This window comes from Sphingopyxis macrogoltabida (assembly GCF_001314325.1).
Lineage (GTDB): Bacteria > Pseudomonadota > Alphaproteobacteria > Sphingomonadales > Sphingomonadaceae > Sphingopyxis > Sphingopyxis macrogoltabida.
Genome location: NZ_CP009429.1, coordinates 556,854 through 581,699, shown reverse-complemented (window position 1 = coordinate 581,699; position 24,846 = coordinate 556,854). Strand labels below are relative to the sequence as shown.

Genomic DNA, 24,846 nt, shown 5'->3' with positions numbered 1-24,846 from the left:
GGAGTCAGCTTGACGTGATCGCCCGATTGGCAAGCAGGGGCTCGACAACGAAGCGGCGGACGATGTGGCGCAGCTTGTCCTCGTCGCCGCGAAACTGGTCGAGCACCCGCAGCAGCATGACCTGGTTGCGCGACAGCCAGTTGACGACGTCGGCCGGATCCAGATCGGCCGCGAGTTCGCCGCTCGCCTGCGCCCGTTTCATCACCGACTCCCAGCGGTGCCGCGCCTGTTCCTGATAGGGGCTGGTAGGGAGCTGGCTCTGCGCCGACACCTCCAGATCCTCGACGAAGCGCCGGATATAGGGATTGCCGCTCGCCACCTGCACCGACGCGACGATCGCCTCGGTGGTCGTGTCGGCGAAATTCCGGTGGCGCTGGACACGCGCGCGAACAAGCTCCTGGATCTTGTCGAGTTCGGCGAAACCGATGTAATCGACGATATCCATCTTGCCGCCGAAGAATTTATAGACCGTCGGGCGCGAGACCCCGGCGGCGCGCGCAATATCCTCGATCGTCGTCTTCTCGATACCGTAACGCTCGAAACAGCGCCGCGCGCCGTCGACGATCCTCGCGCCGGTCTTGCCGATATCGGGCATGGCCTGTTGTGCCGGATCGTCCAATGCCTCTCCCATCCTTCCCCCTGCCTAGCTTTCCGCCGCGCTTTTGGCCAGCGCAGCCGCCCGCGAACCCGACAGCCGACTCCGCGTCCGGTTCCGACCATAGCATCGTTATTTACATTTTCCATTTTTTGTTATTTGATGCCTTAACGGATTCTCGATCCGTTGGAATCACGCGGAGCGGGAGGAAAAGATATGCGGTATCGGGCGATGTTGATGGCGGCGGGCATGATCGCAGCGACGCCGGCGACGGCGGCGCAGGACGGGCCCCCGGCCGCGATCCCCGGCACGGCCGCGGCGGCCTGCTCGACCGGCGCGATCGGCTGGGGCGGCAAGGATGTCGAAATCCGGTCGGTGCAATGGCTGTCCGACCCCGCGCCCTATTGCCGCATCGACGGGATCGTGCGCACCGACGAGCCCGGGCCGAACAGCGTCGGCTTCATGATCGCGCTGCCGCAGAGCTGGAACGGCCGTTACCTGATGGTCATTCCCGGCGGGTCCGCCGGCTATATCGTCAACCCGTCGCGCGAGCATATCACCGCGGGCTACGCCGTCGCATCGACCGACAAGGGGTCGCATTCGACCGGCGCGCTCGACATGTCGTTCCGCGCCGACCCCGGAAAGTCCGAGGATTATGCCCATCGCGGCGCGCATGTCGCGGCGCTGGCGACGCAGGCGATCGCGCGCGGCTATTACGACCGGCCGCGCATGCCGCGCTATATCATGGGTTGCTCGGGCGGCGGCGTCAGCACGCTGATGGAGGCCGAACGCTATCCGGGCGACGCCGACGGTTTCATTGCCGGCGGCGCCCCCACCAGCGCCTATATCCAGACCTTCTGGGCCTATATCGCGCAGCATGTCGCGCGCGATCCGAAGCGCTGGATTTCACCGGCCGAGATGGGCCGCGTCGGACAGGTGATCATGGACCGGTTCGACGAAAGCGACGGGGCGCGCGACGGCCTGATCTGGGACCCGACGCGTATCGAGCTGTCGCGCACCCTCTTCTCCTTCCTCAGCGACGCGCAATATTCGACGCTCGAATTGCTCGCGGGCGGGCTGCCTGCGATCAAGGGATCGGCGGTATCGGCGCCCGGCTACTGGCTGGCGAACCCCGCGCTGCTGGGCCCGATCGGATTGGGAACCGCCGCGCCGCCCTGGACCGACGCGACACGCCCGCCCTTGTTCGGATCGACCGTGCTCAGCATGAAGGCGCTGCGCGGTGACGGCTATGACGCGCTCAGCCAGATGGATTTTGCCGATCCGCGCCAGCGCAATGCCGAAGCGGCGATCTGGGACAAGGTCGGCGGCTATGGCTATGCCCCCGAAAAGCTGGCTGGCATGACCCGGACCGGCGGCAAGCTGATCATGTGGACCGGGGCATCCGACGAAGCGGTTCCGCCCGCCTATACCGCCAATTACAGCGCCGGCGTCCGCCAGCAATACGGCGCCGCGAGCGAAGACTTTTTCCAGAGTTTCTTCATCCCCGGCATGTATCATTGCCGTGGCGGCGAAGGCACGCCGACCGACAGCTCGCGTGCGCTGCTCGAGGCGATGGAGCGCTGGGTCGAGGGGGGCCACCGCCCGACCGAAATCCTGATGACCAACGCCCCGCGCGAACTCGAGCTCAACTCGACCTCGAACACCGCCATGTATGTGTCGGGGATGAGCAAGGAAAAGCCGGCGGTGGTCGAGGCCCCGCCCGCGCGCACGTACCGCATCTGCGCCTTTCCGAAGGTGGCGCAGTTTACGGGCGCGGCGGACAGCGACATCAATGATGCGCGCAACTGGAGTTGTACGGGCACGATGACGCCGTAGACGGCTTAGGGGTGGATGGCGCACCCCACTTTTGTCATCCCCGCGAAAGCGGGGACCCGAGCGTCCGTCGGCTGACCCCACACTGGGTTCCCGCTTTCGCGGGAATGACAAGGTAAGGGAACCTCCGCTCCTGCCCCCTATTTCCCGAACAGCGCCCGCGCCCCCTCGGGCACCGCCGGGAACAGCCCGCGCAGCGTCGGTTTGGAAATCTTGCCCGACAGCGTACGCGGCAGCGGTTCGTCGATGAACACCACCCGGCGCGGCCGCTTGAACGGCGCGAGCTGCGCCGACCCGTCGCATTCGAAGGCCGACAGCGCCGCGCCCTCGTCCTTCACGCCGCTCGCGACGATCATCGGCACTTCGCCCCAGTCGCTGTCCGGAACCCCGATCACCGCCAGTTCGGGGACATGCGGGTTGGCCGACAGGATCTTTTCGATCTCGGCCGGATAGACGTTGATGCCGCCCGAAATGATCATGTCCTTCGACCGGTCGACGACCTTCACGAAACCTTCGTCGTTCATCATGCCGGTGTCGCCGGTGCGCAGCCAGTCGCCCGCGAAGGTCGCGGCGGTGGCTTCCGGATTGCGCCAATATTCGCGCATCACATGCGGCCCGCGCACCATGATCTCACCGATCTCGCCATTGGCGAGCGCATTGCCGTCGGCATCGCCGATCTTCATTTCGCTGCCAACGATCGGGCGCCCGGCCCAGCCGATATGCGCGATCGCATCCTCGCCGTGCATCGTCGCGGCCAGCCCCGACGCTTCGGTCAGGCCGTAGGACTGGATCAGCGAAATGCCCTTGGCGCGATAGGCCTCGATCAGGTCGACGCTGACCGGCGCGCCGCCCGCGGCGGCCGAAATCATGCTCGACAGGTCGGCCTTGTCGAACCCCGGCGAGCGCATCAGCCGTTCCCATACCACCGGCACCGTCGTCGCCGCACTGACGCGGTGGCGCTGGATCACGTCGAGGTAGCGGTCGATGTCGAAATCGGATTCGAGCACCATCGTGCCGCCCGCATTCACCGCGAACTGGATGAAGCAGGAGACGATCGCGCCGGTGAAGACGAAGGGCACCGCGACCATGATCGAATCGCGCCAGGTCAGCCCCTCGGCGATATTCTTGGCGAGCCCCGGATACATGGCGCCGCCATGCGTCAGCAGCGCGCCCTTCTGCCGCCCCGTCGTGCCCGAGGTGTAGCAGAGGAAACCGGCATCGTTCAGCCCGATCGCCTCGACCGGCGCCGGACCGCTGTCGATCAGCAGCGAAGAGAAGCCCGGCACATCGCTGCCGTCGAGGCTGTAGATCTTGAACGGCAGCTTCGCCGCCGCCAGTTCGAGCCGGCCCAGATGCTTCGCCTGGGTGACGACGAGCTTGCAGTCGGCATCCTCGAGCAGCGGCAGGATTTCGCTCGCCGTCAGCTTGAAATTGAGCGGCACGATCATCGCGCCGAGCTTCAGGCAGGCGACGGTGAGCAGCGGCGCCTCGATCCGGTTGTCGAGGTGCATGCCGACGCGGTCGCCCTTGACCACACCGGCAGCGCGCAACCCGCGCGCAATCGCGTCGCTGCGCGCGTCGAACTCGGCCCAGCTCGTGCGGACGTCGTCGGTGATCACCGCGGTATGCCCCGGTCTCCAGCGCGCCCAATAGCGAACGAGTTCGGCGATATTCATGCAGTCTCTCCCGAGGGGTTTGTCGCGGGGCCCGGCTCTTCGTCCGGTCGTTTCATTCGATCATCGGCGCGGCGCGCTCGTCAGGTCAACGCCTCGAACTCGCGCGCCATCTGCAGGTGCAAATGCTGCGTCGGCACCTCGTTCGCGCCATAGAGGAAATCGGTGGTCGGCAGCGCCGCGGCATTGGCCTGGATCATTTCCTCCATCGGGAAATCCTCCTCGGTCGCCGCCTGCCGCAGAATGTCCCAGCTCCGGTTGATCCGCGCCGCGACCTCGTCGGTCAGCTTGGCCGGATCGGTCAGGAAGCGGATATGGACATGGCATTTGCCGGGGTCGGTCAGGTGCGGCCATACCGTCCAATGCTCGATATGGTCGGGGGTCGGGATCACGCTCATGTTCGGGAAGATCATCAGGTTGCCGGTCAGGTAGCGGAATCCCTTGTCGATCGGTTCGCCGGCCTTGAGCTTGCGCGCCAACCGCTTGCGCGCCGAATAGGATTGGCCGTGCCGCCCGAGGTCGAGCCACACCGCGGCGCCGGTCTGGATCAGCTTGCCGACCCCCTCGGCGTGCAGAAATTGCGGGTGCAGCACGTCGATCGCGCCGTCCATCACCAGCTTCCAGTTGATGTCGAGGTCGATCTTCTGGTCCATGAACACGGTGAGCCGTTCGATGTCATAGGCCGCGAGCCGCTCGTCGGCCTCGCCCAGATAGTCGGCGAGCGACAAATCCTGCGGCGCCTGCGGCAGCTTGATCCAGATCAGGCCATGGCGTTCCTCGGCCTCGACCGAGAAGAGGTTGCGGCACCCCTTGTCGAGCGTGCCATATTGCTCTTCGAACGGCACGCCGCGCAAGCTGCCGTCGCCCTTGAAGCTCCAGCCGTGATAGGCGCAGACGAAAAAGGGCTTCTTCCCCTTGTCGCCCTGCTCGACCTTGCCGCCGCGGTGGCGGCACATGTTGCGAAACACCCCGACGCTACCGTCCTTCTGCCGCACGATCAGCAGCGGTACGCCCAATATGTCGCGGGTCACGAAGCTGCCCGGCTCGGGGACCTCCATGCTCGTTGCAGCGGCCAGCGGCTGGCGGCGGAACACTTCCAGTTCGCGGGCCAGATGGTCGGTATCGGTGAAATGCGCAGCGGGGACCTCGATCGAATCGGCGGCCATGTCGGTCGTGCCATTTTCCAGATGGTCGACGATGCGGCGATAGATCGTATCCAGCTCGATTTTCATGTCCTGTCCCTCGCCATCCTGCATGTTTACACTTTACGAAGATTGTAATTCATCTATAGTGCGGCGTCAAGCATCCGGCGATCGACAGACACGAGGTGTACGGGAATGAGGAACTACCGCTTTTTCAACATGGCGAGCGCCTGCGCGATCGCAGCGGCGGCGGCCTTGCCGGCATCGGCGGCACCCGGCGACCAGCCCAAAATCGGCAAGACCTTCGCCGATTCGGCACCCGGAAAAATCACCCGCACCGTCGCCCCCGCGGGCGCCCCCAATGTCCTCGTCTGGGTGATCGACGACATGGGCTTCGGCCAGCTCGGCAGCTATGGCGGCCTCGTCGAAACCCCGAACATCGACCGCGTCGCGCAGCGGGGCCTGCGCTACACCAATTACCATACTACCCCCATCTGCTCGGCCAGCCGCGCCGCGCTGCTCACCGGGCGCAATTCGCACCGGGTCCATATCGGCGGCCATTCGGCGATCGCGGTTGGCTTTCCGGGGCAGGACGCGCTCGTTCCGCGGAGCGCCGGCACCGTCGCCGAGAATCTGCGCCAGTCGGGCTATCTCACCTATGCGATCGGCAAATGGGACCATCTGCCGCAAGCCGATGCGTCTGCCGTCGGACCCTTCACCTATTGGCCGAGCGGTCAGGGGTTCGATCGCTATTATGGCTTCCTCGCCTTCGACGCCGACAATTTCGACCCGACGCTTTGGTCGGACCATGATCCGGTCGCGCTGTCGCCGCGCGCCGATTATCATCTCAGCGCCGACATGGCCGACAGGGCAATCGGCTGGATCGGCGCGCGCGATGCCACCGATCCGAAGCGGCCGTTCATGATGTATTGGGCGACCGGCGCGGTCCACGCCCCGCATCACGCGCCGCAGCGCTGGCTCGACCATTATAAGGGCCGCTTCGACGCGGGCTGGGATGTCGCAGCGCAGCAGGTCCTCGACCGGCAGAAGGCGCTCGGCCTCGTCCCCGCCGACATGGCGCTGCCGCCGCTGCCCGCCGGGGTAAAACATTGGGCCGAGCTCAGCCGCGACGAGCAGCGCATGTTCGCGCGCCAGATGGAGGCCTTCGCGGCGCAACTCAGCCACGCCGACGAACAGTTCGGCCGCATCCTCGATGCGCTCGAAGCGCGCGGCGAACTCGACAACACGGTCGTCCTGATCACCGCCGACAATGGCGCCAGCGCCGAGGGCGCACCGCAAGGCACCTTCAGCGAACATTATTTCGCCAACGCCTATTTCGCGACGCTCGCCGAAAATCTGCGCCACTATGACGATTGGGGCGGTCCCTCGACCTATCCGCATTACGCCAATGGCTGGGCGGTCGCGGGCAACACGCCGTTCCGCTATTACAAGCAGACGGCCTATGAGGGCGGCACCCGCGTCCCGCTGATCGTCTCGTGGCCGGGCGGCATCGCCGCCCGCGGCGAGCTGCGCGGGCAATATCAGCATGTCACCGACATCACGCCGACGATCCTCGACGCCGCAGGCATCGCCCCCGCCGTGATGGTCAACGGCCAGCGCCAGATGGCGTTCGACGGCGTCAGCATGAAATACAGCTTCGCGGCCCCCGCCGCGCCGACGCGGCATGCCACGCAATATTACGAGATGTACGGCAACCGCGCGATCTATGCGAACGGCTGGAAAGCCGTCGTCCCGCACCGGCTCGACGTGTGGGATTTCATGAACAAGCCGACGTTTAGCGACGACAAGTGGGAACTCTATAACGTCGCGGCCGATCCCGGCGAACAGCGCAACGTCGCTGCCGCGAACCCACGCAAGCTTGCCGAAATGAAGGCGTTGTTCGATCGCGAGGCAAAGGCGAACAACGTCTATCCGCTGACCAACACCAGCGACGCGTGGGGCTATGTCCGCAAGATCATGGCGGCCGATATGGCGCGCCGCGGCTATCTGTGGACCTACACCGGCGCCACCGCACGCATCCCCGAAGCACTTGCGCCGCCCGTCCCGTCGACCAGCTTCACGATCGAGGCGGCGCTCGATCTCGATGCTGACGCCAATGGCACCATCGCCGCGATCGGTGGCCGTCACGGCGGCTTCGCACTCCATGTGCGCAAGGGCCGTCCGGTCTTCACCTATCGCAGCCTCGACATGAAGCTGAGCGAGGTCGCCGCCGACCGCGTGCTTCGCCGCGGTGCCGCCAATCTGCTGCTCCGCTTCGAGCGGCGCGGCGAAAGCGAGGCGCTGGTCCACATCCTCGCCGACGGCGCCGAAGTCGCGAGCGGCACGATCAAAGGCGCCCTGCCCCGCCTGTCCTTCTCACCGACCGAGACCTTCGACCTGGGACAGGACAGCGGCTCGGGCCCGCTCGAGGGCGGCAGGACCGCGGGCGCGCTCGATGGCCGCATCCGTACCGTCAATATCCGGATCACCCCGCCAAGGGCGCAGTGACAGAAGGAGGAAGTCGCATGGCCTTCACCACCACCCCCGGCGCCGATGGCGACCACATCACTTACTGCCGTGTCTGCGAGGCGCTGTGCGGCATGGTCGCGACGGTCGCGGACGGCAAGATCGTCAAGGTCCGCCCCGACCGCGACAATCCCCATTCGCGCGGCCACATCTGCGTCAAGGGACCCGCGCTCGCCGAGGTTACCTATGATCCCGACCGCGTCACGACGCCGCTCAAACGCGTCGGCGGCCCCGGCGAGTTCGAACCCGTCGGCTGGGACGAAGCGCTGAACGACATCGCCGCGCGCCTATCGGCCTCGATCGACCGGCATGGCAGCCAGAGCTTCGCGATGAACACCGGCAACCCGCCGAGCATGGGCTGGCCCAGCTCGATGGGCAATTATCTGTTCAGCCGCGCGATGGACTGCACCAAGCTGTTCACCCCGTCGTCGGAGGACATCACGTCGGTCGTGCTGGCCACCGAACTGATCTTCGGCACCCACGGCTTCGTCTTCCCCGACCTCGCCCAATGCGACCATCTGCTGATCTTCGGGTCGAACCCGCTGGTCAGTCACGGCTCGCTCCTCATCGCGCCGCGCTTCAAGGAGGATCTGGTCGAGATCGCCGAGCGCGGCCGTGTCATCGTCGTCGATCCGCGCCGCAGCGAAACCGCGCGCAAGTTCGAACATGTCTCGATCATCCCCGCCGGCGACGTCTGGCTGCTCGGCGCGATGGTGCAGACCGTGCTTGCCGAAGGGCTGGCCGACATGGACTTTGTCGAACGCCATTGCACCGGTTTTGCCGAGCTCAAGGCCGCGATCGACTGGATCACCCCCGAACTCGCCGCGCCGCGCTGCGGCATCGATGCCGACGAAATCCGCACGCTAGCGCGCGATTTCGTCGCCGCGCCGCGCGCCGCCGCGATGGGGCGCATCGGCATCTGCCGCGCGAGTTACTCGACGCTGACCAACTATTTCCTGCACCTGCTCAACGTCCTCGGCGGCAAGTTCCACAAGCCCGGCGGCGTCGGTTGGGGGCATGGCGGCACTGCGACCGAGGCGCAATCGACCGGGCCAGGGCACGCGCGCCACAAACGTCACAGCTCGCGCGTCAGCGGCCAGGCCTCGGTCTGGGGCACCCAGTCGAGCCTGACCTTCCTCGAGGAAATGACGACGCCCGGCGAAGGCCAGATCAGGACGCTGCTGACCGTTGGCGCCAATCCCGTGCTGTCGATGCCCGGCGGCCCGCGTCTGCCCGAGGGCTTCGCTTTGCTCGACATGATGGTTTCGGTCGATCTCTACATGACCGAAACCTCGCGCCACGCGCACTATATCCTGCCCGCGACCACCGCGCTTGAGCGCGAGGATATCAACCAGTTCTTCATGAACCACATGGTCCGCCCCTTCGCCCAATATGTCCCCGCGGTGGTCCCGCCGACCGGGCAGGCGCGCGGCGAATATGAAATTTTGCGCGACCTCGCCGCGCGCATGGGCCGCGACGGCGCCTTCGGCAATATGACGCCGTTCGAGATGGCCGACGGCGCGCTGCAAGCGGGAATCGAGGGTCAGGACGGACTGTCGCTTGCCAAGCTGAAGGCCAACCCGCACGGCGTGATGATCGAACGCGGCCGCTGGGCCTTCGACTTCGAAAAGCGCATCGGCCACCCCGACGGCAAGATCCACTTGTGGGACGATATCGCGGGCGACGAGGTCGCGCGGCTCCGCGCCGAACCCGATCCCGACCCCAATATGCTGCGCCTGATCAACCTGCGCAAATTGCGCTCGATCAACAGCTGGATGCATAATGTCGACAAGCTCGTCCGCTCGGACTCGCCCGCGCTGCTGATCAACCCGGTCGACGCTGCCGCACGCGGCATCGACGACGGCATGGCGGTGAAGATCTCGACGCAGTGGGGCACGATCGAGGTCGTTGCCGAGGTCACCGACGAGGTCCGCCAAGGCTGCGTCGCCTATCCGCACGGCTGGGGTCATCGCGGCGGCTGGCAGGGTGCCAACGCACAGCCCGGCCGCAACCTCAACGAAATCACCCCCTCCACCCCCGATCAGGCCGAGCAGGTGTCGGGCATGAGCTGGCTCGAAGGCTTTCCGGTCGAGATTTGCGCGGCATGACGGAGACCGCATGGCCGTCGCTCCGCCGCGCCTGGTATGTCGCGGGGCTGCTCTGCCTGATCGCGGCGCTCTCTTATCTCGACCGCTATATCATCGCGCTGCTCGCCGATCCGATCATCAGGGATATGGGCATCGATGCGACCGCGATCGGCCTGCTTATCGGGCTCGGCTTCGGATTGCTCTACGCGCTGTCGGGCGTGCCCGTCGCGTACCTCATCGACCGCGGCACGCGCGTGCGGATCGTCGGCATCGGCGTCATCGTCTGGAGCCTCTCGACGGTCGCCTCGGGCTTCGCGCCTAATTTCGAGATATTGCTGGCAACGCGCGCCGGCGTGGCGATCGGCGAAGCAGTGCTGGTGCCCGCAACGGTCTCGATCGTCGCCGACTTGTTTCCGCCCGAAAAGCGCGCGCTACCGATCGGACTGTTCATGGCGGTGTCGACCCTGATGGCGTCGGGCGCTTTCCTGATCGGTGCCTGGGCTTTCGAGCTGGCGACAATCCTGTCTCCCGACCTCGGGCTCAGCCCGTGGCGCCTGACGCTCGTCATCGTCGGCGTGCCGGGGCTACTCCTCGGCCCGCTCTGGCTGATCAGCGTCGCCGAGCCCCAGCGCATCGAAGAACCGGGTCAGGCCGACCAGACGAGTGTCGCGGTCGCCTTTGCCTATCTCGGCCGCCATTGGCGCTTCTATCTTCCCTTCTATCTGAGCTTCGGAGTCTCGGCGCTCGCGAGCTACAGCTTCATCGCCTGGACCGCGACGATGCTGACGCGCAGCTATGGCCAGAGCGTCGCCCAGGCCGGTGCGATCTTCGGGCTGGTGGGCGTGATCGCAGCGGCCGTCGCCGCCATTTTCTGGCCAGCCATAAGCGCCTGGGTGCTGAAGCGCGGCCGCGCCGAGTTGGCAGTGCTCGCGCTCGCTATCGGCCTCGGCATCGGTCACGCCGCGGTCGCCGCGTTCCTGCTCGCGAGCGATATCGACGGCGCGATCGCGCTCATTGCCGTCGCGACCTTCGGCTATGGCGCGGCGGGCGGGCTCGCCGTGCTGATCATCCAGCACATCGCCCCGCCGCGCATGCGCGCGAAGATCACGTCGCTTTATGTACTCGTCGGCAATCTGGTCGGCCTGACTTGCGGCCCGGCACTGTCGGCGTGGCTGTCCGATGCGGTGTTCACCGGCAGCGACGCGCTGCGCCAGAGCCTGTCGGTTCTGGCGCTGATCATGCTGCCGCTCACCGTCGGGCTGATCCTGCTCGCCACGACGGCGTACCGGCGTGTCGCCGACGAGGGGCGGCGCTGACCGGCTACGGCTTGCAGGTCGCCGCGAGCGGCCGCCCTTCGAGCACGGCCTTGGCAAAGACAATGGCGTCAGGCGCCGCGGCATTGACCACGCCCGAATGATCCTTGTCCCGGTAGATGTGCGCCTCGACGACATTGCCGCGGCTGCAAAGGTCATTGACCAGTGCCAGCGTCGTCATCGGCAGCGCCGCGGTATCCGCCGCGCCGATCCCGAAAAAGACCGGCGGCGCAAGGTCGAGCGTCGGAAAGGAACGCAGATCGACGTCGGTATCCCAGAGGCGCTTCAGCATCCCCGGACGGAAGGCCTTCGACGGGTCGAGATTGCGCGCGGCGGCGGCCTTCATCAGGTCGGGCAGGCACGCCGATCCGACCATCGCCTCGATCTCGCGCCCCTGCTCGGTGAACACCGCATCGGCGTCGAGATCGGCATGGGTGCGCGTGAGTTCGTAGCCGATCATGGCATAGGCGCCGGTGACCATGACGTCGGTCGCGCTCGACGCGAGCCCGCTCTCGATCGCCTCGCGCGACAGGTTGGGCGCGCCCGTCGCGACGACGCCACGGACCTGCAAATCGGGCGCATAGGACGGCGCATAGCCGGCGGCGGCGACAACGGTCCCGGCGCCCTGCGATTGCCCGACGAGGACGACGGCATTGGCAGCGCCATAACGGCCCCCGATGATCGCCCGCGCGCTGTCGAGCAGGCTGTACGAACTCGCACGATAATTGGAATAGGGATGGATGCCGGGCGTGCCGAGCCCCTGATAGTCGCTCGCCACCACCGCGAAACCGGCGTCGAGCCAGCTTGCGATATAGCGGCTGTCGCGTTCGCCGCGCGGACGCGCCGACGGCGCGCAGATATCGGCGATGCCGGTCGTGCCGTGCGCCCACGCCATCACCGGCCAACCGCCTTCCGGCGGTGCCCCGCGCGGCAGGAACAGTGCCGCCGACACCGGCACCACGCCCTTGTCGGTGATCCCGTCGCGGGCGGTGTAGAGGATGCGCACGGCCTTCCCCGCCGTCGCGACCGAAAATTCGTCCGGCAAAAGCTCTTCAGCCAGCACCACGCCCGCTTCGTTCGGCAAAGCGCCGGACCAGCGATAGAAGGACGGCACACCGCCGTCGCCGACATCGGATGGCTTGGCCGCTGCCGGAACCGTCGTGGCCAACAACGCCAATAGCATGAGCCCGGCCCGCTTGCGCGGTGCCGGGCTCCATGTCGTTCCGGACATCAGAATTTCACGGATGCTTCGATGTAGAATTCGCGCGGATTGTCGACGAAGGCCGACAGATCGCTGAGCACGCCCGGTCCTGCGGTGCCGGTGCCGGTCCCCCCGGTGAACGGGATTTCCGAACCGCCGGTCACGACATATTTGTTGCTGAGGTTACGCCCGATCAGCGCGAGGGTCCAACGATCCTCGGGGCCTTTCAGCCGCAACGACGCATCGAACTTGGTGAAACTCGGCTGGATTGCGTCGGGGCGTAGCGTGTCCGAGAAATTATATTTGGACGAATAGCTCATGTCGCCGCTCGCCTCGAGCCGCAGGCCCGATCCCGACAGCTCGACCTCATAGCTTGCGCCGAGACGGCCGGCGAAGCGCGGCGCCTTGGGCGGGGTCAGTCCGTCATAATCCTGGCTGGTGAAAGCGGCCCCGGGCGCCGGCGCGAGCAAGTTACACCCTTGCGCAATCGTCTGGCCGCCATAGCATTGGCCGACATAATCCTTGTAGGTTGCATCGTTGAACGCCGCCGCGCCGCGCAGCGAGAAGCCGCCCAAGCGCCAGTTGAAATCGCCCTCGATACCCTTGACGCGCAGCGTGCCGGCGTTCGCCACGACCTGGCCGATGGTGACCGGATCGAAATTCTGCACCTGCAGGTCGAGATAGTCGTAATAATAAGCGGTGGCGTTGAGCGACAGTGCGCCGCCCATCAGGATCGCGCGGGCACCGACCTCGCCGCCGCGGGCGCGCTCCGCGCCGAACTCGCCGGCCGCGACCGTTGCGGCGGGGGTCAGCGTCTGCGAGATATTGAACCCGCCCGATTTGAAGCCTTCCTTATAGGCGGCATAAAAGGTCAGGTCGCGCGACGGCTTGTAGCGCAGCGTTACCTGCGGCGACACGTCGGACTCGCGGTACCGGTCATCGAGCCGCAGGCCGCCCGGGAAGGCGGCGCCAAAGGCCGGATTGGCGGCGAGCGACTGCTGGAAGCTGTCGCGCGATTCATAGCTGTAGCGCGCGCCCGCCGCGAGTTCGATCGCATCGGACAGGTTCGCGGTCACTTCGCCGAACGCCGACATCGAACTGCCCTTGAAACCATTGTCGCGCTTGAAGGTCACATAGGTCGTGCCCGCCGCGACCGCCGGCAGCGGGAAGATATAGGCGTCGGTATTGAAGATGAACTTGTTGCTCGACGCGAACAGCCCGAACAGCACATTGACCGGCCCGTCCCATTTCGACTGGAAGCGCAGCTCCTCCGATGTCTGGCGATAATCGGCAAGCTGCGAGAAGGTCGCCGGGTAAGCCTCGCCCGACACATTGTTGAGGTCGGTCTGCTTGAACCGGTAGTATGAGGTGATCGAGGTCACGTCGAACACGTCGCTGGTCAGCGTCGCGGTCAGGATGCCGAAGCCCGATTTCAGCCGCGAATACATGCGCCCGTCGCCGGCGTAGCGGTAATCGAGCCCCGCAACCTCGACCGGGATCGTCGAGCTGTCCGACCGGCCGTTGATGACGCAATCGGCGTTGGGGCTCGGCGGGATGCCGTTCGCCGCGAAAGGCACGGTACGCCCGCCGCCGCAGATGCGTTCGATGATGTCGGTCGGACCGCCATCCTTCTGGTCGGTATAGCCGGTCTTGACCTGGAAGGTCAGATTGTCGGTCGCGTCCCATTCGATCGTCGCGCGGCCGCTGTAGGTCCGCCCATAGCCGCGATTCTTGCTGTTGCGGTGACGTTCGAGGCCGAACGGATCGATATAGGTTTCGGCCGCCGTGTTGGTGAAGGCGCCCTCGCTGTCCGAAATGCGGAAGGCCAGCCGTGCGCGCAGCCCTTCGGCGAGCGGGCCCGAAATATAGCCCTCGCCATATTTCTCTTTCGCCTCGAAGCCGTAGCCGAGCTTGAGCCCAGCCTCGAACACGTCGCGCGGGTTGTTCGTGGTGACCGAGATCAGGCCGGCGGTGGCATTCTTGCCGAAGAACAGCGCCTGCGGCCCTTTGAGCACCTCGACGCGCTGGACGTCATACTGGCTGAGCCCGATCTCGCGGCCACGGCTCATCGGCATGCCGTCGACGACGAAGGACACCGACTGGTCGAAACCGGCGCTGAGCGCGGTCGATCCGACGCCGCGCAGGAAGATGCTTGCCGACGACCCCGACGCCGCCTTGCCTGCCACCATCGTCGGCACGAGCTGCGCAATATCGTTGAATTCGGTGACCGCATAATTGTCGAGCGCGGCGCCGCCGAGCGCGGTGATCGCCACGGGCGCGTCGATCAGACGCTCGTCGCGGCGGCGGGCGGTGACGATGATTTCGCTGTCGGCCATGCTGCCGGTCGTCGCTTCGTCAGCCGGCGCCTGAGCAGCCGGATCGTCCTGGGCAGAAACCGGTGCGGCGACCGCCGCGAGCGCGATAACCGATGCCAGGCTAGCGTAGCGAATTGCAGGACGCGAAAATGTGCGATCCATGACCGTCTCCTCCCAAAGATGAGGCCATCATCTGCGGCCTTGGGAATTAACCTACAGTCATTAGATTTAAAGTCAATCGCAAATTTAACGCCATAAGGTTTTTGAAACAGGCGATATATATTGCGTTAAATCAATATCTTATTTCTATTGATATATCAGGCCGCAGGCACGAGCAGCCGCTTCGCAAAGGCAATCACGCCGTCATTAAAGGCATCGTTGCGATCGCCCGCGACCATGTGCCCGGCGCCCTGCACGTCGAGAATTTCGAGACGCGGCACCTGTCGCCGAAAGGCGGCGATCCCCGCCTCGCTCACCACGTCGCTCGACAGGCCGCGGACCAGCAGGACCGGGATGTCGATCAATGCGCCCAATGTCTCGGTCGCGCGTTCGACGACAATATGATGCGTCGTCGGCGCGGTATCGAGGATGCGCGGATCCCAGTGCCAATAGAGGCGCCCGTCGTCGCGCGGACGCAGATTCTTCATCAGCCCGCTCGTGTCGTTCGGCCGCGCGCGTTGGGGATTATAGGCCGCGACCGCCGCCGCCGCCTCGTCGATACTCGCAAAGCCGCCGCGGTGCCCGTGCATGAAACCGACGATGCGTTCGATCCCGCGCGGATCGGGCTCGGGCACGATATCGACGAGCACCACCCCCGCCGGCCGCAATCCCTCGTGCACCGCCTGGATCGCGGTCGCGCCGCCAAGCGATGCGCCGACGAGCACGAACGGCACGCCAAGGTCCGCGACCACCGCGCGAAGATCGGCAGCCCGGTCGCTCAATGCATAAGAGCCGCTCGGCGACCAATCGCTGTCACCATGCCCGCGCGCGTCGAAGTTGATCACCTGCAACCCCGCCCCGATCAGACTGTCGACCGCGCGGCTCCAACTGTGCCGCGTCTGCCCGCCGCCGTGCAACAACACGACGCACGGCGCATCGGCGGCCCCGCCCCGATCGCCGACCAGCCTGACGCCGTCGGCCGATACGAAAACGCTGCGCTTCAGACGATCTGCCATCGCTTTTCTCTCCTCGGTCTCGACAATGACCCCGCGCTTACCTAACGTCAATAGATTGAACATGTGCAACCGGACGACGGCTTTAGCACTGGCGCTAGCGGCGCCTCACTGCCATGAGCGACCGGGCAAGGGGAAACAATCTTTGGCACGACCATCCAAACCGCTGATATCGCGCGCCAATGCGGCCGAGGCCGCGCTGGAAGTCATCGACGAGGCCGGGCTCGAAGAGCTGAGCCTCAATCTCGTGGCGCAAAAGCTCGGCGTCCGGCCGCCCTCGCTCTACCATCATTTCAAGGACAAGTCGGAGCTGTTGCAGGAAGTCGCGCGCATGATGTTCGTGCGCATCCCGACCGTGAACGATCCGTCCCAGTCGTTCGAAGAACAGATCATCGCGCGCTGCGTCGTCACCCGCCGCGCCTTGCTCAAGCACCCCAATGCCGCGCCGCTGATGCTCCGCTATTTCCCGCGCCACCTGCTGCTCGCCGCCTATGAGCGGGCGGCATCCGAAGAGCCCTATCCGCCCTCGATCCACCTCACCGTGATCGACGCGATCGAGAAGTACACTTTCGGCACCGCGCTGTTCGAGGCGTCGGCGCAGGTGCGTGGGATTCCGGTGATCCCGCCGGTCGACGCCGCCAAATATCCGAATTTTGCGAAGGCCGTGGACGACAATCCTTTCGGCGACGAGGAGATGTTCGTCGAAGCGCTGCGGATGTTTCTCGTCGGGGTGCGCCGCCGGCTCGGCACCGATACGATCGGCGCGCCGCTCGGCGAGACCGACTAGCTCAGCCCGCGACTTCCCATTCGACCGGCAGCGATTCGAGTGCCATCACCGTCCCGATGCGAAAGCCGTGCTTCTCGCCGGGAACGGGGCGAAACGCAGGGACACGTTTCACCCATTCCTCGGTCAGGATGCGCAGTTCGGCGCGGCCGAGGACATGGCCGACGCACAGATGCGGGCCCGACGAAAAGGTCAGATGCGCGGTCTTCTTGCGGTCGAGGTCGAAGATGTTCGGCTGCTCGAACTTCGCCGGGTCGCGGCTGCCGAGGCAGAGGACATTGAGCACCATCTCGCCTTCGCGAAACCGGGCCTCGCCGATCTGCTGGTCCTGCACCACCAATCGCGGCGTGTTGACGACGCCATAGAGGCGCACCGCCTCGTCGGCGAAGGCCGGGATCAGCGACGGATCGGCGGCGAGCCGTGCCTGAACCTCGGGCATCTGCGCGAGCTGCTGAAAGGCGAAGCCGGTGACATTGGTCACCGTATCCATGCCGCCGAGGAAGAGCACGAAGCTCATCGCCAATATCTCGTCGTCGCTCATCGTGCGCCCGTCGACCTCGACGGTGATGAAGTGCGTCATCAGCTTGCCGTCGGGAACCGCGCGTTTCTCCGCGATCAGCCCCTTGAGCTCGCCGAGGATCAACGCACTCAACCGGCCTAGCTCTGCCTCGTCATTCTGTGCCGAGAAGAAATCCTCGGCGAGATGGCGGAAATCCTGCAACCGCGCAAGGTCCATGCCCATCAGTTCCATGAACACGCTGACTGGAAAGACCTTCGACACATCGGCCTGGAAGTCGCAGGCGCCCTTGTCGGCGACCGCCTCGACAAATTCGGCAGCCCATTCGCGGATCCGCGGTTCGAGCGCCTTGATCGCGGCGGGTCCGAACATCGGCATCATCGCACGACGATAGGGCAGGTTTTCGGGCGGATCGAGGCTGAGCGGGATCATGAAGGGCGGGTTCTGGACGCGCGGAATCTGCATCTCGCGCACCGAGAAATGCTCGGGATCGAGCACGATCTGGCTGATCGCGTCGAAGCTCTTGACGATCCAGTGTCCGCCGTTGAGCCGCGTCCAGAAAATGCCCGGTGCGTCCTCGAGTGCGGCCGCATATGTCCCCTGCACATCCTCGCCGATGCGCGGGTCGGCATAGATGTCGAAATCGAACACCAGATGCGCCGGGATATGCGGCGGCACCGGCGCGGCGGCGAGCTGGGCAGCAGTCATCCTTGGCTCCTCATCTGACGCGCGCCATCGTTTCATGCGCGCCGGCATAGGCTTCGCGCACCGCGGGCTTCGACAATTTGCCGGTCGCGAGCCGCGGCAGCGGATCGGCCGAAAAAGCGACGTAGCGCGGCACCTTGTAATTGGAGAGATTGGTGTTGCAGTGAGCAATCAGCGCCGCGACGTCGACCTCGGCGGGGCCGTGATAGACGACGAAGGGCGTCTCACCGAACTTCTCGTCGGGCGCCGCGATCGCCAGCGCCTCGACCACGCCGGGGAATTCGCACACCACGCGCTCGACCTCGGCCGCCGAGATGTTGAGCCCGCCCGAGATGATCAGATCCTTCATCCGGTCGACGAAGGTCAAAAGGCCGCGCTCGTCGAGGGTGCCGATATCCCCCGAATGGAGCCAGCCATCGCGGATCGCCTTCGCCGTTTCCTCCGGGTTGCGCCAATAGCCCTGCATCATGCCGGGCGAGCGCATCAATATTTCGCCGGGTTCGCCGGGTTCGCAATCGCTGCCGTCGGCCCGTACGACGCGCAGATCCATGAAGACGCCGCCCCAGCCGCATTTTTCGGGCTCTTCGATCGCCAGATGCTCGGGCATCATCGTCGCATTGCCGCCGACTTCGGTCTGGCCGTAAATCTGCCGGATCGTGATGCCCTTTGCCTTCCACGTGTCGAGCAATTGCCGGCTCACCCGCGCGCCGCCCGCGGTCGCGAGGCGGATCGACGACAGGTCGGCTTCGGCAAAGCCGGGACAGCGCGTAATCGCCTCGAAGAAGGTCGGGACACCGCCGAAACAGCTTATCTTCTCGTCCTGGATCAGTTGCAGGATCGCGTCGGGCACGAAGGCCGGCTCCATATAAACGGTGCAGCCCTGCACCGTATAATGGACGAGCTGGACGAATCCCGCCGAGGTGTTGAGCGGCGCGAGCGTGATCACGCGCGATCCCGGCGACGACGACGTCTCCTCGACCGCCCAACAGGCGGCGTAAGCGGTCATCGAGCGGTTGGTGAAGACGACCCCCTTGGGCTTGGCGGTCGATCCGCTCGTCGCGATGATGACGACGGGAGCATCGGGAAGCGGATCATGCGCGGGCAAGGCGGGCTCCGCATGGCGAAGCGTCTCGATCTCTGCCATCGGACGCGGGGTTAGCCCTGCCGCCTCGACATTCGCCGCAAACTCGGGCGCCGCGAAAGCGAAGCGCGGCTCAGTCGTCTCGCACAGCTCGCGGATTTCGCGCGGGGTGAAGCGGAAGTTGACCGGATTGACGATGCCGCCGGCGCGGATGATCCCCATGATCAGCGCGCAATAGGCCAGGCTGTTGGTCGAGCAGATCGCGACGCGGTCGCCGGGTAGCAACCCGTCGGCCTCGAGCATGGCGGCAACGCGGTCGGACCAATCCTTGTATTCTCCGTAGCTCAGCCGGTCGCCGCCGAGCACCACCGCAGGCTGCTCCGGCCGCATCCGTGCCCACCAATCCATCGCGCCCGGCAAAGTCTGCGCCATTCGGTCCCTCTCCATCCGGTCTTTGCCGGCTTATCGTTCAAAGAAGCGCTTCGATCGCTTCATAATAGCGGATGATATTGGTCTCGAGCCCGCAATAGATCGTCTCTTGGGGCACACCCGCGTTCAGCCCCTGCTGGCTGATCTCGGCGGCGCGAAAATCCTCGCCCCCGAACACACCGAGGATCAGTTCGTAGGAGCGCGCGAACACCTCCTCGGCCTTGGGCGTCGCCGCCGCTTCGGGGGTCAGCATGAAATATTCGACCGTCGTACGATCGGGGCCGCGCGGCATGAGGAGCATGACGCTGGTATAATATTGGCTGGTTACCACGACGCAGTTGGGGAAGGCCGTATAGGCATGCGTCACCAGCTTGTGGACATTCGCCGCCGGGTCCTCGTCGAGCATTTCGGGGACATAGCCGATGCGCCCCGACACCTGCCGGATGTTCGGCCCGAACATGTCGACGATGTTCGGCGCATCCTGAAAGCGGTCGCCGATCGACGCGGCGTGCAGCCGCTGGACATGATAGCCTTCGAGAAAGGGTTCGAGCACGACCTTCCAGTTGGCATTGAGGTCGAACGTCTTGCGGCCATAGACATGCGCCGATCCGATCCCGAGCGCGTCGAAATCGTCGGCGACCTGCTGCGACAGGTTCGACCAATCCGCGGGGATGTCGCGGTTCAATTGGACATAGACGATACCGCCCCACTCGCGCGCCTCAAGCTCGATCAGCCCGCGCTGACTCTTGTCGAGTCCCTGAAAGGCCTCGCTGCGCGACACGCCGATAAGCTTGCCGTCGATGCCATAGGTCCAGGCGTGATAGGGACAGGTCATGCGGCCCTGCTTGTGGACCGCGCAATCCTCGATAATCTTCGACCCCTTGTGCTGGCACGCGTTGACGAACGCCTTGATCGTGCCGTCGCGAGTGCGCGAGACGAGCATCGGGAAGCCATAGCTGTCGTTGGCGACGATGCTGCCGGGTTCGAGCAGCGCCGAGACGGTGACGGGCACCGGATAGCGGCGGAAAATCCGTTCCTGTTCGCGGTCGTAACGCGCCTGACCGGTGAAGATGGCGTTGGGGCGCGTCGAACCGAAGGGGACGACCACCGCATCCTTTTCGGCGGGGATTTTGCGGATCGCCTCGATCTGGCTCGGCGTCAGGTCGGCGAGCGTGGTCAGCTTGCGGGCGGGGCGTGCAACCTCTGCAACGTCACTCATATCGCAATCCTCTCCTTTTCGTTGGCTTCAGCCTATTCGACCCTTTACCTAATAACAATAGTTTTTTATGACGAGGATGAGAGTGCCGTAAAAGCGGCCGAAATCGAGGGGAATGCGGCATGAGCTTCGACTATATTATCTGCGGCGCCGGCGCCGCCGGCTGCGTCCTCGCCTACCGCCTGTCCGAGAATCCGCATCTGAAGATCGCGCTGATCGAAGCGGGGCCGCGCGACCGTCATCCCTTTATTTCGATGCCCAAGGGGCTCGCCAAGGTGATGCAGGATCCGAGGCATCTATGGGTGCATATGAGCGAGCCCGAGGCGTCGACCGCGGGCCAGTCCGAGGCGTGGGTGCGCGGCCGCGTGCTCGGCGGGTCGTCGTCGGTCAACGGCATGATGTACGTCCGCGGCCAGCCCGCCGATTTCGACGCGATCGCGCAGCAGTCGAGCGACGACTGGAGCTGGACGCATATCGGCGCCGCCTATCGCGCCTTCGAGAATCACGAGCTCGGCGCCGCCGAGACGCGCGGCGATGCCGGGCCGATGAAAATCTCGATGCCGACCCAGCGCCTGCCGATCAGCGACGCACAGGTCGCGGCGGGCGAAGCGATGGGCTGGACGAACAAGCGCGACGTCAACGCACCCGACGATCAGGTCGCGATCGGCTATGCCCCGCGCACCATCTTCAAGGGCAAGCGGCAGAGCGCCGCGCAGGCCTTCCTGCGCCCCGCCGAGAAGCGCCCCAACCTCACCATCCTGACCGAGCGCACCGTCGAACGCGTGCTCTTCGACGGCACGCGCGCGGTGGGCGTCGAGGTGGTTCACGATGGTCAGCGCGAGCGGATCGATGCGAAGCACGAGGTCATCCTGTGCGGTGGCGCGATGGCGAGCCCGGCGATCCTCGAGCGCTCGGGCGTGGGCGACTCTGCGCGCCTCGCCGCGCTCGATATCCCGCTCGTCCACCATAACCCCGAGGTCGGCGAAGGGCTGATCGAGCATCGCGGGATCATCATGCAATGGAAGCTGACGAAAGCGGCGCTGTCGCAGAACCGCGTCTTCGGCGGCTGGCGCCTGCTGCTCGCGACGCTCAAATATTATCTGACCGACGACGGGCCGATGTCGGCCGCCGCCTATGAAATCGGCGGCTGGTTCAAATCGCGCCCGGGGCTCAACCGCCCCGACGTCCAGATGCTGATCGCGCCGTTCAGCTTCGACATGGAAAAGCAGCGCACCGCGCTCGAAAAGCATCCCGGGATCAACGCGGTGATCTATCCGCTGCGCCCGACCTCGCGCGGGAGCATCCACATCGCGACGCGCGATCCAGACGCCGCGGCCAGCTTCAGACCCAATTACCGCGACACCGAGGAGGACCGCGCCGCGATGACCGGCGCGGTGCGCGTGATGCGCGAATATGCAAGGCAGGAACCGCTGGCCGGCATGATCGCCGAGGAGACGCTGCCCGGCCCAGCGTTCGCCAGCGACGCCGAAATTCTCGATGCCTATGACCGGTTCGGCACCTGCGGCTACCATGCGGTGGGCAGTTGCCGGATGGGCAAGGACGAGGCCTCGGTCGTGGACCCCGCCCTCCGCGTCCGCGGCGTTGCTGGCCTGCGCATTATCGACACCTCGATCATGCCGGTGATCCCGTCGGGCAACACCAACGGCCCGACGATGGCGATGGCATGGCGCGGCGCCGACATCATCCTGCGCGATGCGCCTGCGGCCTAGCAACTAAGGCGGCGGGACGGCCGGCGATGCCCTTACCGCCTCATCGCCGCCCCGCCGCCTCGTCACGCCGTCACGAACCGAATTTGAAGCCGATCGTGACGCCCCCGGTGATCCCGCGGCCGAGCGCCGTCGAATAGCCGAATGTCGTCGTCTGCATGTTGCGGAACACGCGGTCGCCCTGGTTGAGCAGGTCGCGGCCCCAGACGGTGACGTAGAAATTATCCTTCAGCGGCCGGAAGGTCGCCGAGAGGTTGAGCGTCGTCAGCGCTTTCTGGACCGGCGCCCTGCCCTCGCCCGCCGGATAGGGATTGCCGCCGGCATCGACCCCCGCGGGATAAAAGCCGTGCGTCGCATGGTCGAACTTGTCGGTGTAGCTGAGCAGTCCCGCCAGTTCGAGCTCGCCCGCGGCGCCCAGCGGCAGCTTGTAGTTCGCCGACACGCTGGCCATGATATTCGGCGTGACGGGCAGATCTTCGCCCGAACAATCGGCGTTGGTCGCCAGCGCCAGGCCGACCCCGGCGGGACGATAGATTTCGCAGTTCGGAAAGCTGTCATATTCCGATTTGAAATAGGTCGAGAAGCTGCCCGACAGCGTCAGCCGGTCGTCGGGCCGGAACGACATTTCGGCTTCCAGCCCCGAAATCGTCGCCTTCGCCGCGTTGATCGAAATTTGCGTGTTGGTTGCCGGGTCGACGACCGGCACCTGCAGATTGTCATATTTATAATAATAGCCCGCAAGGTTGAGGGTCAGCTTGCGGTCGAACAATTGCGACTTCAGTCCGACCTCGAAAGCATCGATCGTCTCGGGCTCGGTCGCGCGCGCCGACAGCGAGGAGATGTTGTAGACCCCGCTCTTGAAGCCGCGGTTGTAGCTCGCATAAACGAGGAAATCGTCCGAGAATTTATGGTCGAGCACGAGGCGATAGGTCAGTTCCGAGAAGCCGGTGCTCAGCCCGTCGCACAGCGGATCGGCAGTACAGACGTCGCCGATCGTCTGCGGGATCGCGATGACCCCGCCGGTGCCGTCGGGGACATAGGTGATCTTGCCATTATCCTCGTCGAGCGTCGCGGTCTCGTCGGTGTAGCGCAGCCCGGCGGTGATCTTCGTCCCCTGCCCGAACTCATAGGACGCCTCGCCGAACAGGCCGACCGATTCGATTTTCACGAAAGTGCTGAGGTCGATATAGGCGAGTCCCGACGTCGGCCCGAGGCCGAGCGCCGAGAGTTCGAGCAGCCGCTGCGGGATGGCATGGGGTTGGAGTTTGGCCGGGACCGGCAGGCCGACATATTGGTCGAGTTGCGTATAGCCGTCGCGATAGTTGATGTAGAAACCGCCGAGCAGCCACTGGAAGGGCGAGCTGCCTTTCGACGACACAAGCAATTCCTGTTGCCAGGTGCGGCCCTTGAGGTCGGTGTCGAACCAGAAGACCGGGGCTGGCGACAGGTCGAGGTCGAGCTGAACCCCCGAGCCGCTGCGCGTATAGGCGCTGGTCGAGCTGATCGCGACGTCGCCGAGATCATAGTCGAGGTGGAGCGACGTCCCCCAGCTATCGTAACGCACCTCGGGCGGCACCTCGCCATAATAGGCACGCTTCGGATTGCGGATATCGACCCCCGACACCGCCTCGCCGACCGAGAGGGACGATCCCGGCGCGGGCTGCATCGCCATGATCGGGGTGGTATAGCCCTTGATATAATTGCCCTGTAGCTGTGCCGAGAAATCGCCGCTTTCGAAGAGCAGATTGGCCCGGAAACCATAAGTTTCCTCCTCGCCGGTACGCTTGCCGATGCCGTTCGACGGGTTGCGGTTGGTGATATAGGGCGTCTCGTAGCGATAGAAGCCGCTGACGCTGAACGCCAGATTTTCGCCGAGCCCGGTGGTGATATAGGCGCGCGCGCCGCGATCATCGGTACCGAAGGTTCCTTCGACCATGCCGCCGAAATCCTGGCTCGGCTTTTTCGTCGAGATCAGGATCGCGCCCGAGGTCGCGTTGCGCCCGAAGAGCGTCCCCTGCGGCCCGCGCAGCACCTGAATCGATTCGACCTCGGGAAAGGTCTGGAGCAAAATGCCCGTCTTGTCGGTCTGATAGACACCGTCGATATAGACCGCCGCGCTGGACTCGTTGCCCGGGGTGATGTTGCGGCTGCCGACGCCGCGGATATAGGGCACCGACTGGCTGCCACCTTCCGGAACCACCAGCGACGGCGCCATCTGCGACAATTGCCTGAGGCCGTCGATGCCCGTCGACTGGAGCTGTTCGCCCTGGAAGGCCGACACCGCGATCGGCACGTCCTGCAGCGCTTCCTCGCGCCGCTGCGCCGTCACCACGATGACGCCTTCGCCGCCGTCATTCTCCTCGGCGGCGGGCGCGGCCGCATCGCTCTGCGCCGCGGCGGGCAGCGCGGCCATCGCGATCAGCATCGCGGTCGAACCATATAAGATTTTGTGCGAAACAATCATCTTCTCTCTCCCCATATCTGTCTGTTATAAATCGACATTCTACGGTCCGGGCGCTGTGCCCGGCGG

Annotated in this window: 16 protein-coding genes; 6 read left to right on the top strand and 10 right to left on the bottom strand. The window is 65.3% G+C overall.

Annotated features, from left to right (window positions below; all coding sequences use genetic code 11):
• Positions 1-4: 4 nt before the first annotated feature.
• Positions 5-631, bottom strand: a complete 627-nt coding sequence (locus LH19_RS02875) for a TetR/AcrR family transcriptional regulator (protein ID WP_082395390.1) — start codon at positions 629-631, stop codon at positions 5-7.
• Between the two features lie 180 nt (positions 632-811).
• Between LH19_RS02875 and LH19_RS02870 the strand changes: the two genes are divergently transcribed.
• Positions 812-2,431 carry a tannase/feruloyl esterase family alpha/beta hydrolase gene (locus LH19_RS02870; RefSeq protein WP_082395389.1) on the top strand — a complete coding sequence of 540 codons (1,620 nt, stop codon included), beginning with the start codon at positions 812-814 and terminating at the stop codon, positions 2,429-2,431.
• Between the two features lie 137 nt (positions 2,432-2,568).
• On the opposite strand, the gene LH19_RS02865 is transcribed toward LH19_RS02870, so the two are convergent.
• Together LH19_RS02865 and LH19_RS02860 are read right to left on the bottom strand one after the other, a co-directional pair.
• The gene (locus LH19_RS02865; RefSeq protein WP_054724763.1) at positions 2,569-4,104 is read right to left on the bottom strand and encodes a class I adenylate-forming enzyme family protein; all 1,536 of its coding nucleotides are present in this window, start codon (positions 4,102-4,104) and stop codon (positions 2,569-2,571) included.
• An 80-nt stretch (positions 4,105-4,184) separates the two neighbouring features.
• Positions 4,185-5,333: an aromatic ring-hydroxylating oxygenase subunit alpha gene (locus LH19_RS02860; RefSeq protein ID WP_158514383.1), complete on the bottom strand. Its 1,149-nt coding sequence runs from the start codon at positions 5,331-5,333 to the stop codon at positions 4,185-4,187.
• Between the two features lie 105 nt (positions 5,334-5,438).
• Here LH19_RS02860 and LH19_RS02855 point away from each other — a divergent pair, with 105 nt between their 5' ends.
• The 3 genes from LH19_RS02855 to LH19_RS02845 are packed head-to-tail and all read left to right on the top strand — an operon-like array spanning position 5,439 to position 11,172.
• A complete protein-coding gene (locus tag LH19_RS02855) occupies positions 5,439-7,751 on the top strand; it encodes an arylsulfatase (RefSeq protein ID WP_054724760.1) in 2,313 nt (770 codons plus the stop codon).
• A gap of 17 nt (positions 7,752-7,768) precedes the next feature.
• Complete coding sequence (locus LH19_RS02850) at positions 7,769-9,877, top strand: molybdopterin-containing oxidoreductase family protein (RefSeq protein WP_054724758.1); 2,109 nt, start codon at positions 7,769-7,771, stop codon at positions 9,875-9,877.
• On the top strand, positions 9,874-11,172 hold the full coding sequence (locus LH19_RS02845; RefSeq protein ID WP_054724756.1) for an MFS transporter: 1,299 nt from the start codon (positions 9,874-9,876) through the stop codon (positions 11,170-11,172). Before LH19_RS02850 ends, LH19_RS02845 begins: the two co-directional genes overlap by 4 nt.
• A 4-nt stretch (positions 11,173-11,176) precedes the next feature.
• Here LH19_RS02845 and LH19_RS02840 read toward each other — a convergent pair whose 3' ends face one another.
• The 3 genes from LH19_RS02840 to LH19_RS02830 form a co-directional block, all read right to left on the bottom strand.
• Positions 11,177-12,400, bottom strand: a complete 1,224-nt coding sequence (locus tag LH19_RS02840) for a lipase family protein (protein ID WP_054724754.1) — start codon at positions 12,398-12,400, stop codon at positions 11,177-11,179.
• A complete protein-coding gene (locus tag LH19_RS02835) occupies positions 12,400-14,847 on the bottom strand; it encodes a TonB-dependent receptor (RefSeq protein ID WP_054724752.1) in 2,448 nt (815 codons plus the stop codon). Before LH19_RS02835 ends, LH19_RS02840 begins: the two co-directional genes overlap by 1 nt.
• 155 nt (positions 14,848-15,002) lie before the next feature.
• On the bottom strand, positions 15,003-15,860 hold the full coding sequence (locus tag LH19_RS02830) for an alpha/beta fold hydrolase (RefSeq protein WP_054724750.1): 858 nt from the start codon (positions 15,858-15,860) through the stop codon (positions 15,003-15,005).
• A 142-nt stretch (positions 15,861-16,002) separates the two neighbouring features.
• Between LH19_RS02830 and LH19_RS02825 the strand changes: the two genes are divergently transcribed.
• Positions 16,003-16,644 (top strand): TetR/AcrR family transcriptional regulator, encoded by a 642-nt coding sequence (locus LH19_RS02825; protein WP_054588841.1) that lies wholly within the window; start codon positions 16,003-16,005, stop codon positions 16,642-16,644.
• 1 nt (position 16,645) lies between these two features.
• Here LH19_RS02825 and LH19_RS02820 read toward each other — a convergent pair whose 3' ends face one another.
• From LH19_RS02820 to LH19_RS02810, 3 genes are read right to left on the bottom strand one after another with little or no spacing between them, the layout of a single operon-like run.
• Complete coding sequence (locus LH19_RS02820; protein ID WP_054724748.1) at positions 16,646-17,866, bottom strand: cytochrome P450; 1,221 nt, start codon at positions 17,864-17,866, stop codon at positions 16,646-16,648.
• Positions 17,867-17,876: 10 nt separating this feature from the next.
• Positions 17,877-19,376 (bottom strand): class I adenylate-forming enzyme family protein, encoded by a 1,500-nt coding sequence (locus LH19_RS02815; RefSeq protein WP_054724746.1) that lies wholly within the window; start codon positions 19,374-19,376, stop codon positions 17,877-17,879.
• Positions 19,377-19,413: 37 nt separating this feature from the next.
• A complete protein-coding gene (locus tag LH19_RS02810) occupies positions 19,414-20,592 on the bottom strand; it encodes an aromatic ring-hydroxylating oxygenase subunit alpha (RefSeq protein ID WP_054724744.1) in 1,179 nt (392 codons plus the stop codon).
• Between the two features lie 119 nt (positions 20,593-20,711).
• Between LH19_RS02810 and LH19_RS02805 the strand changes: the two genes are divergently transcribed.
• On the top strand, positions 20,712-22,319 hold the full coding sequence (locus tag LH19_RS02805; protein ID WP_054724741.1) for a GMC family oxidoreductase: 1,608 nt from the start codon (positions 20,712-20,714) through the stop codon (positions 22,317-22,319).
• Positions 22,320-22,389: 70 nt separating this feature from the next.
• Here the strand turns inward: LH19_RS02805 and LH19_RS02800 are convergent, their stop codons facing one another.
• Entirely contained in the window at positions 22,390-24,780 is a 2,391-nt protein-coding gene (locus LH19_RS02800; RefSeq protein WP_054724739.1) for a TonB-dependent receptor, read from the bottom strand.
• Between the last annotated feature and the right edge of the window lie 66 nt (positions 24,781-24,846).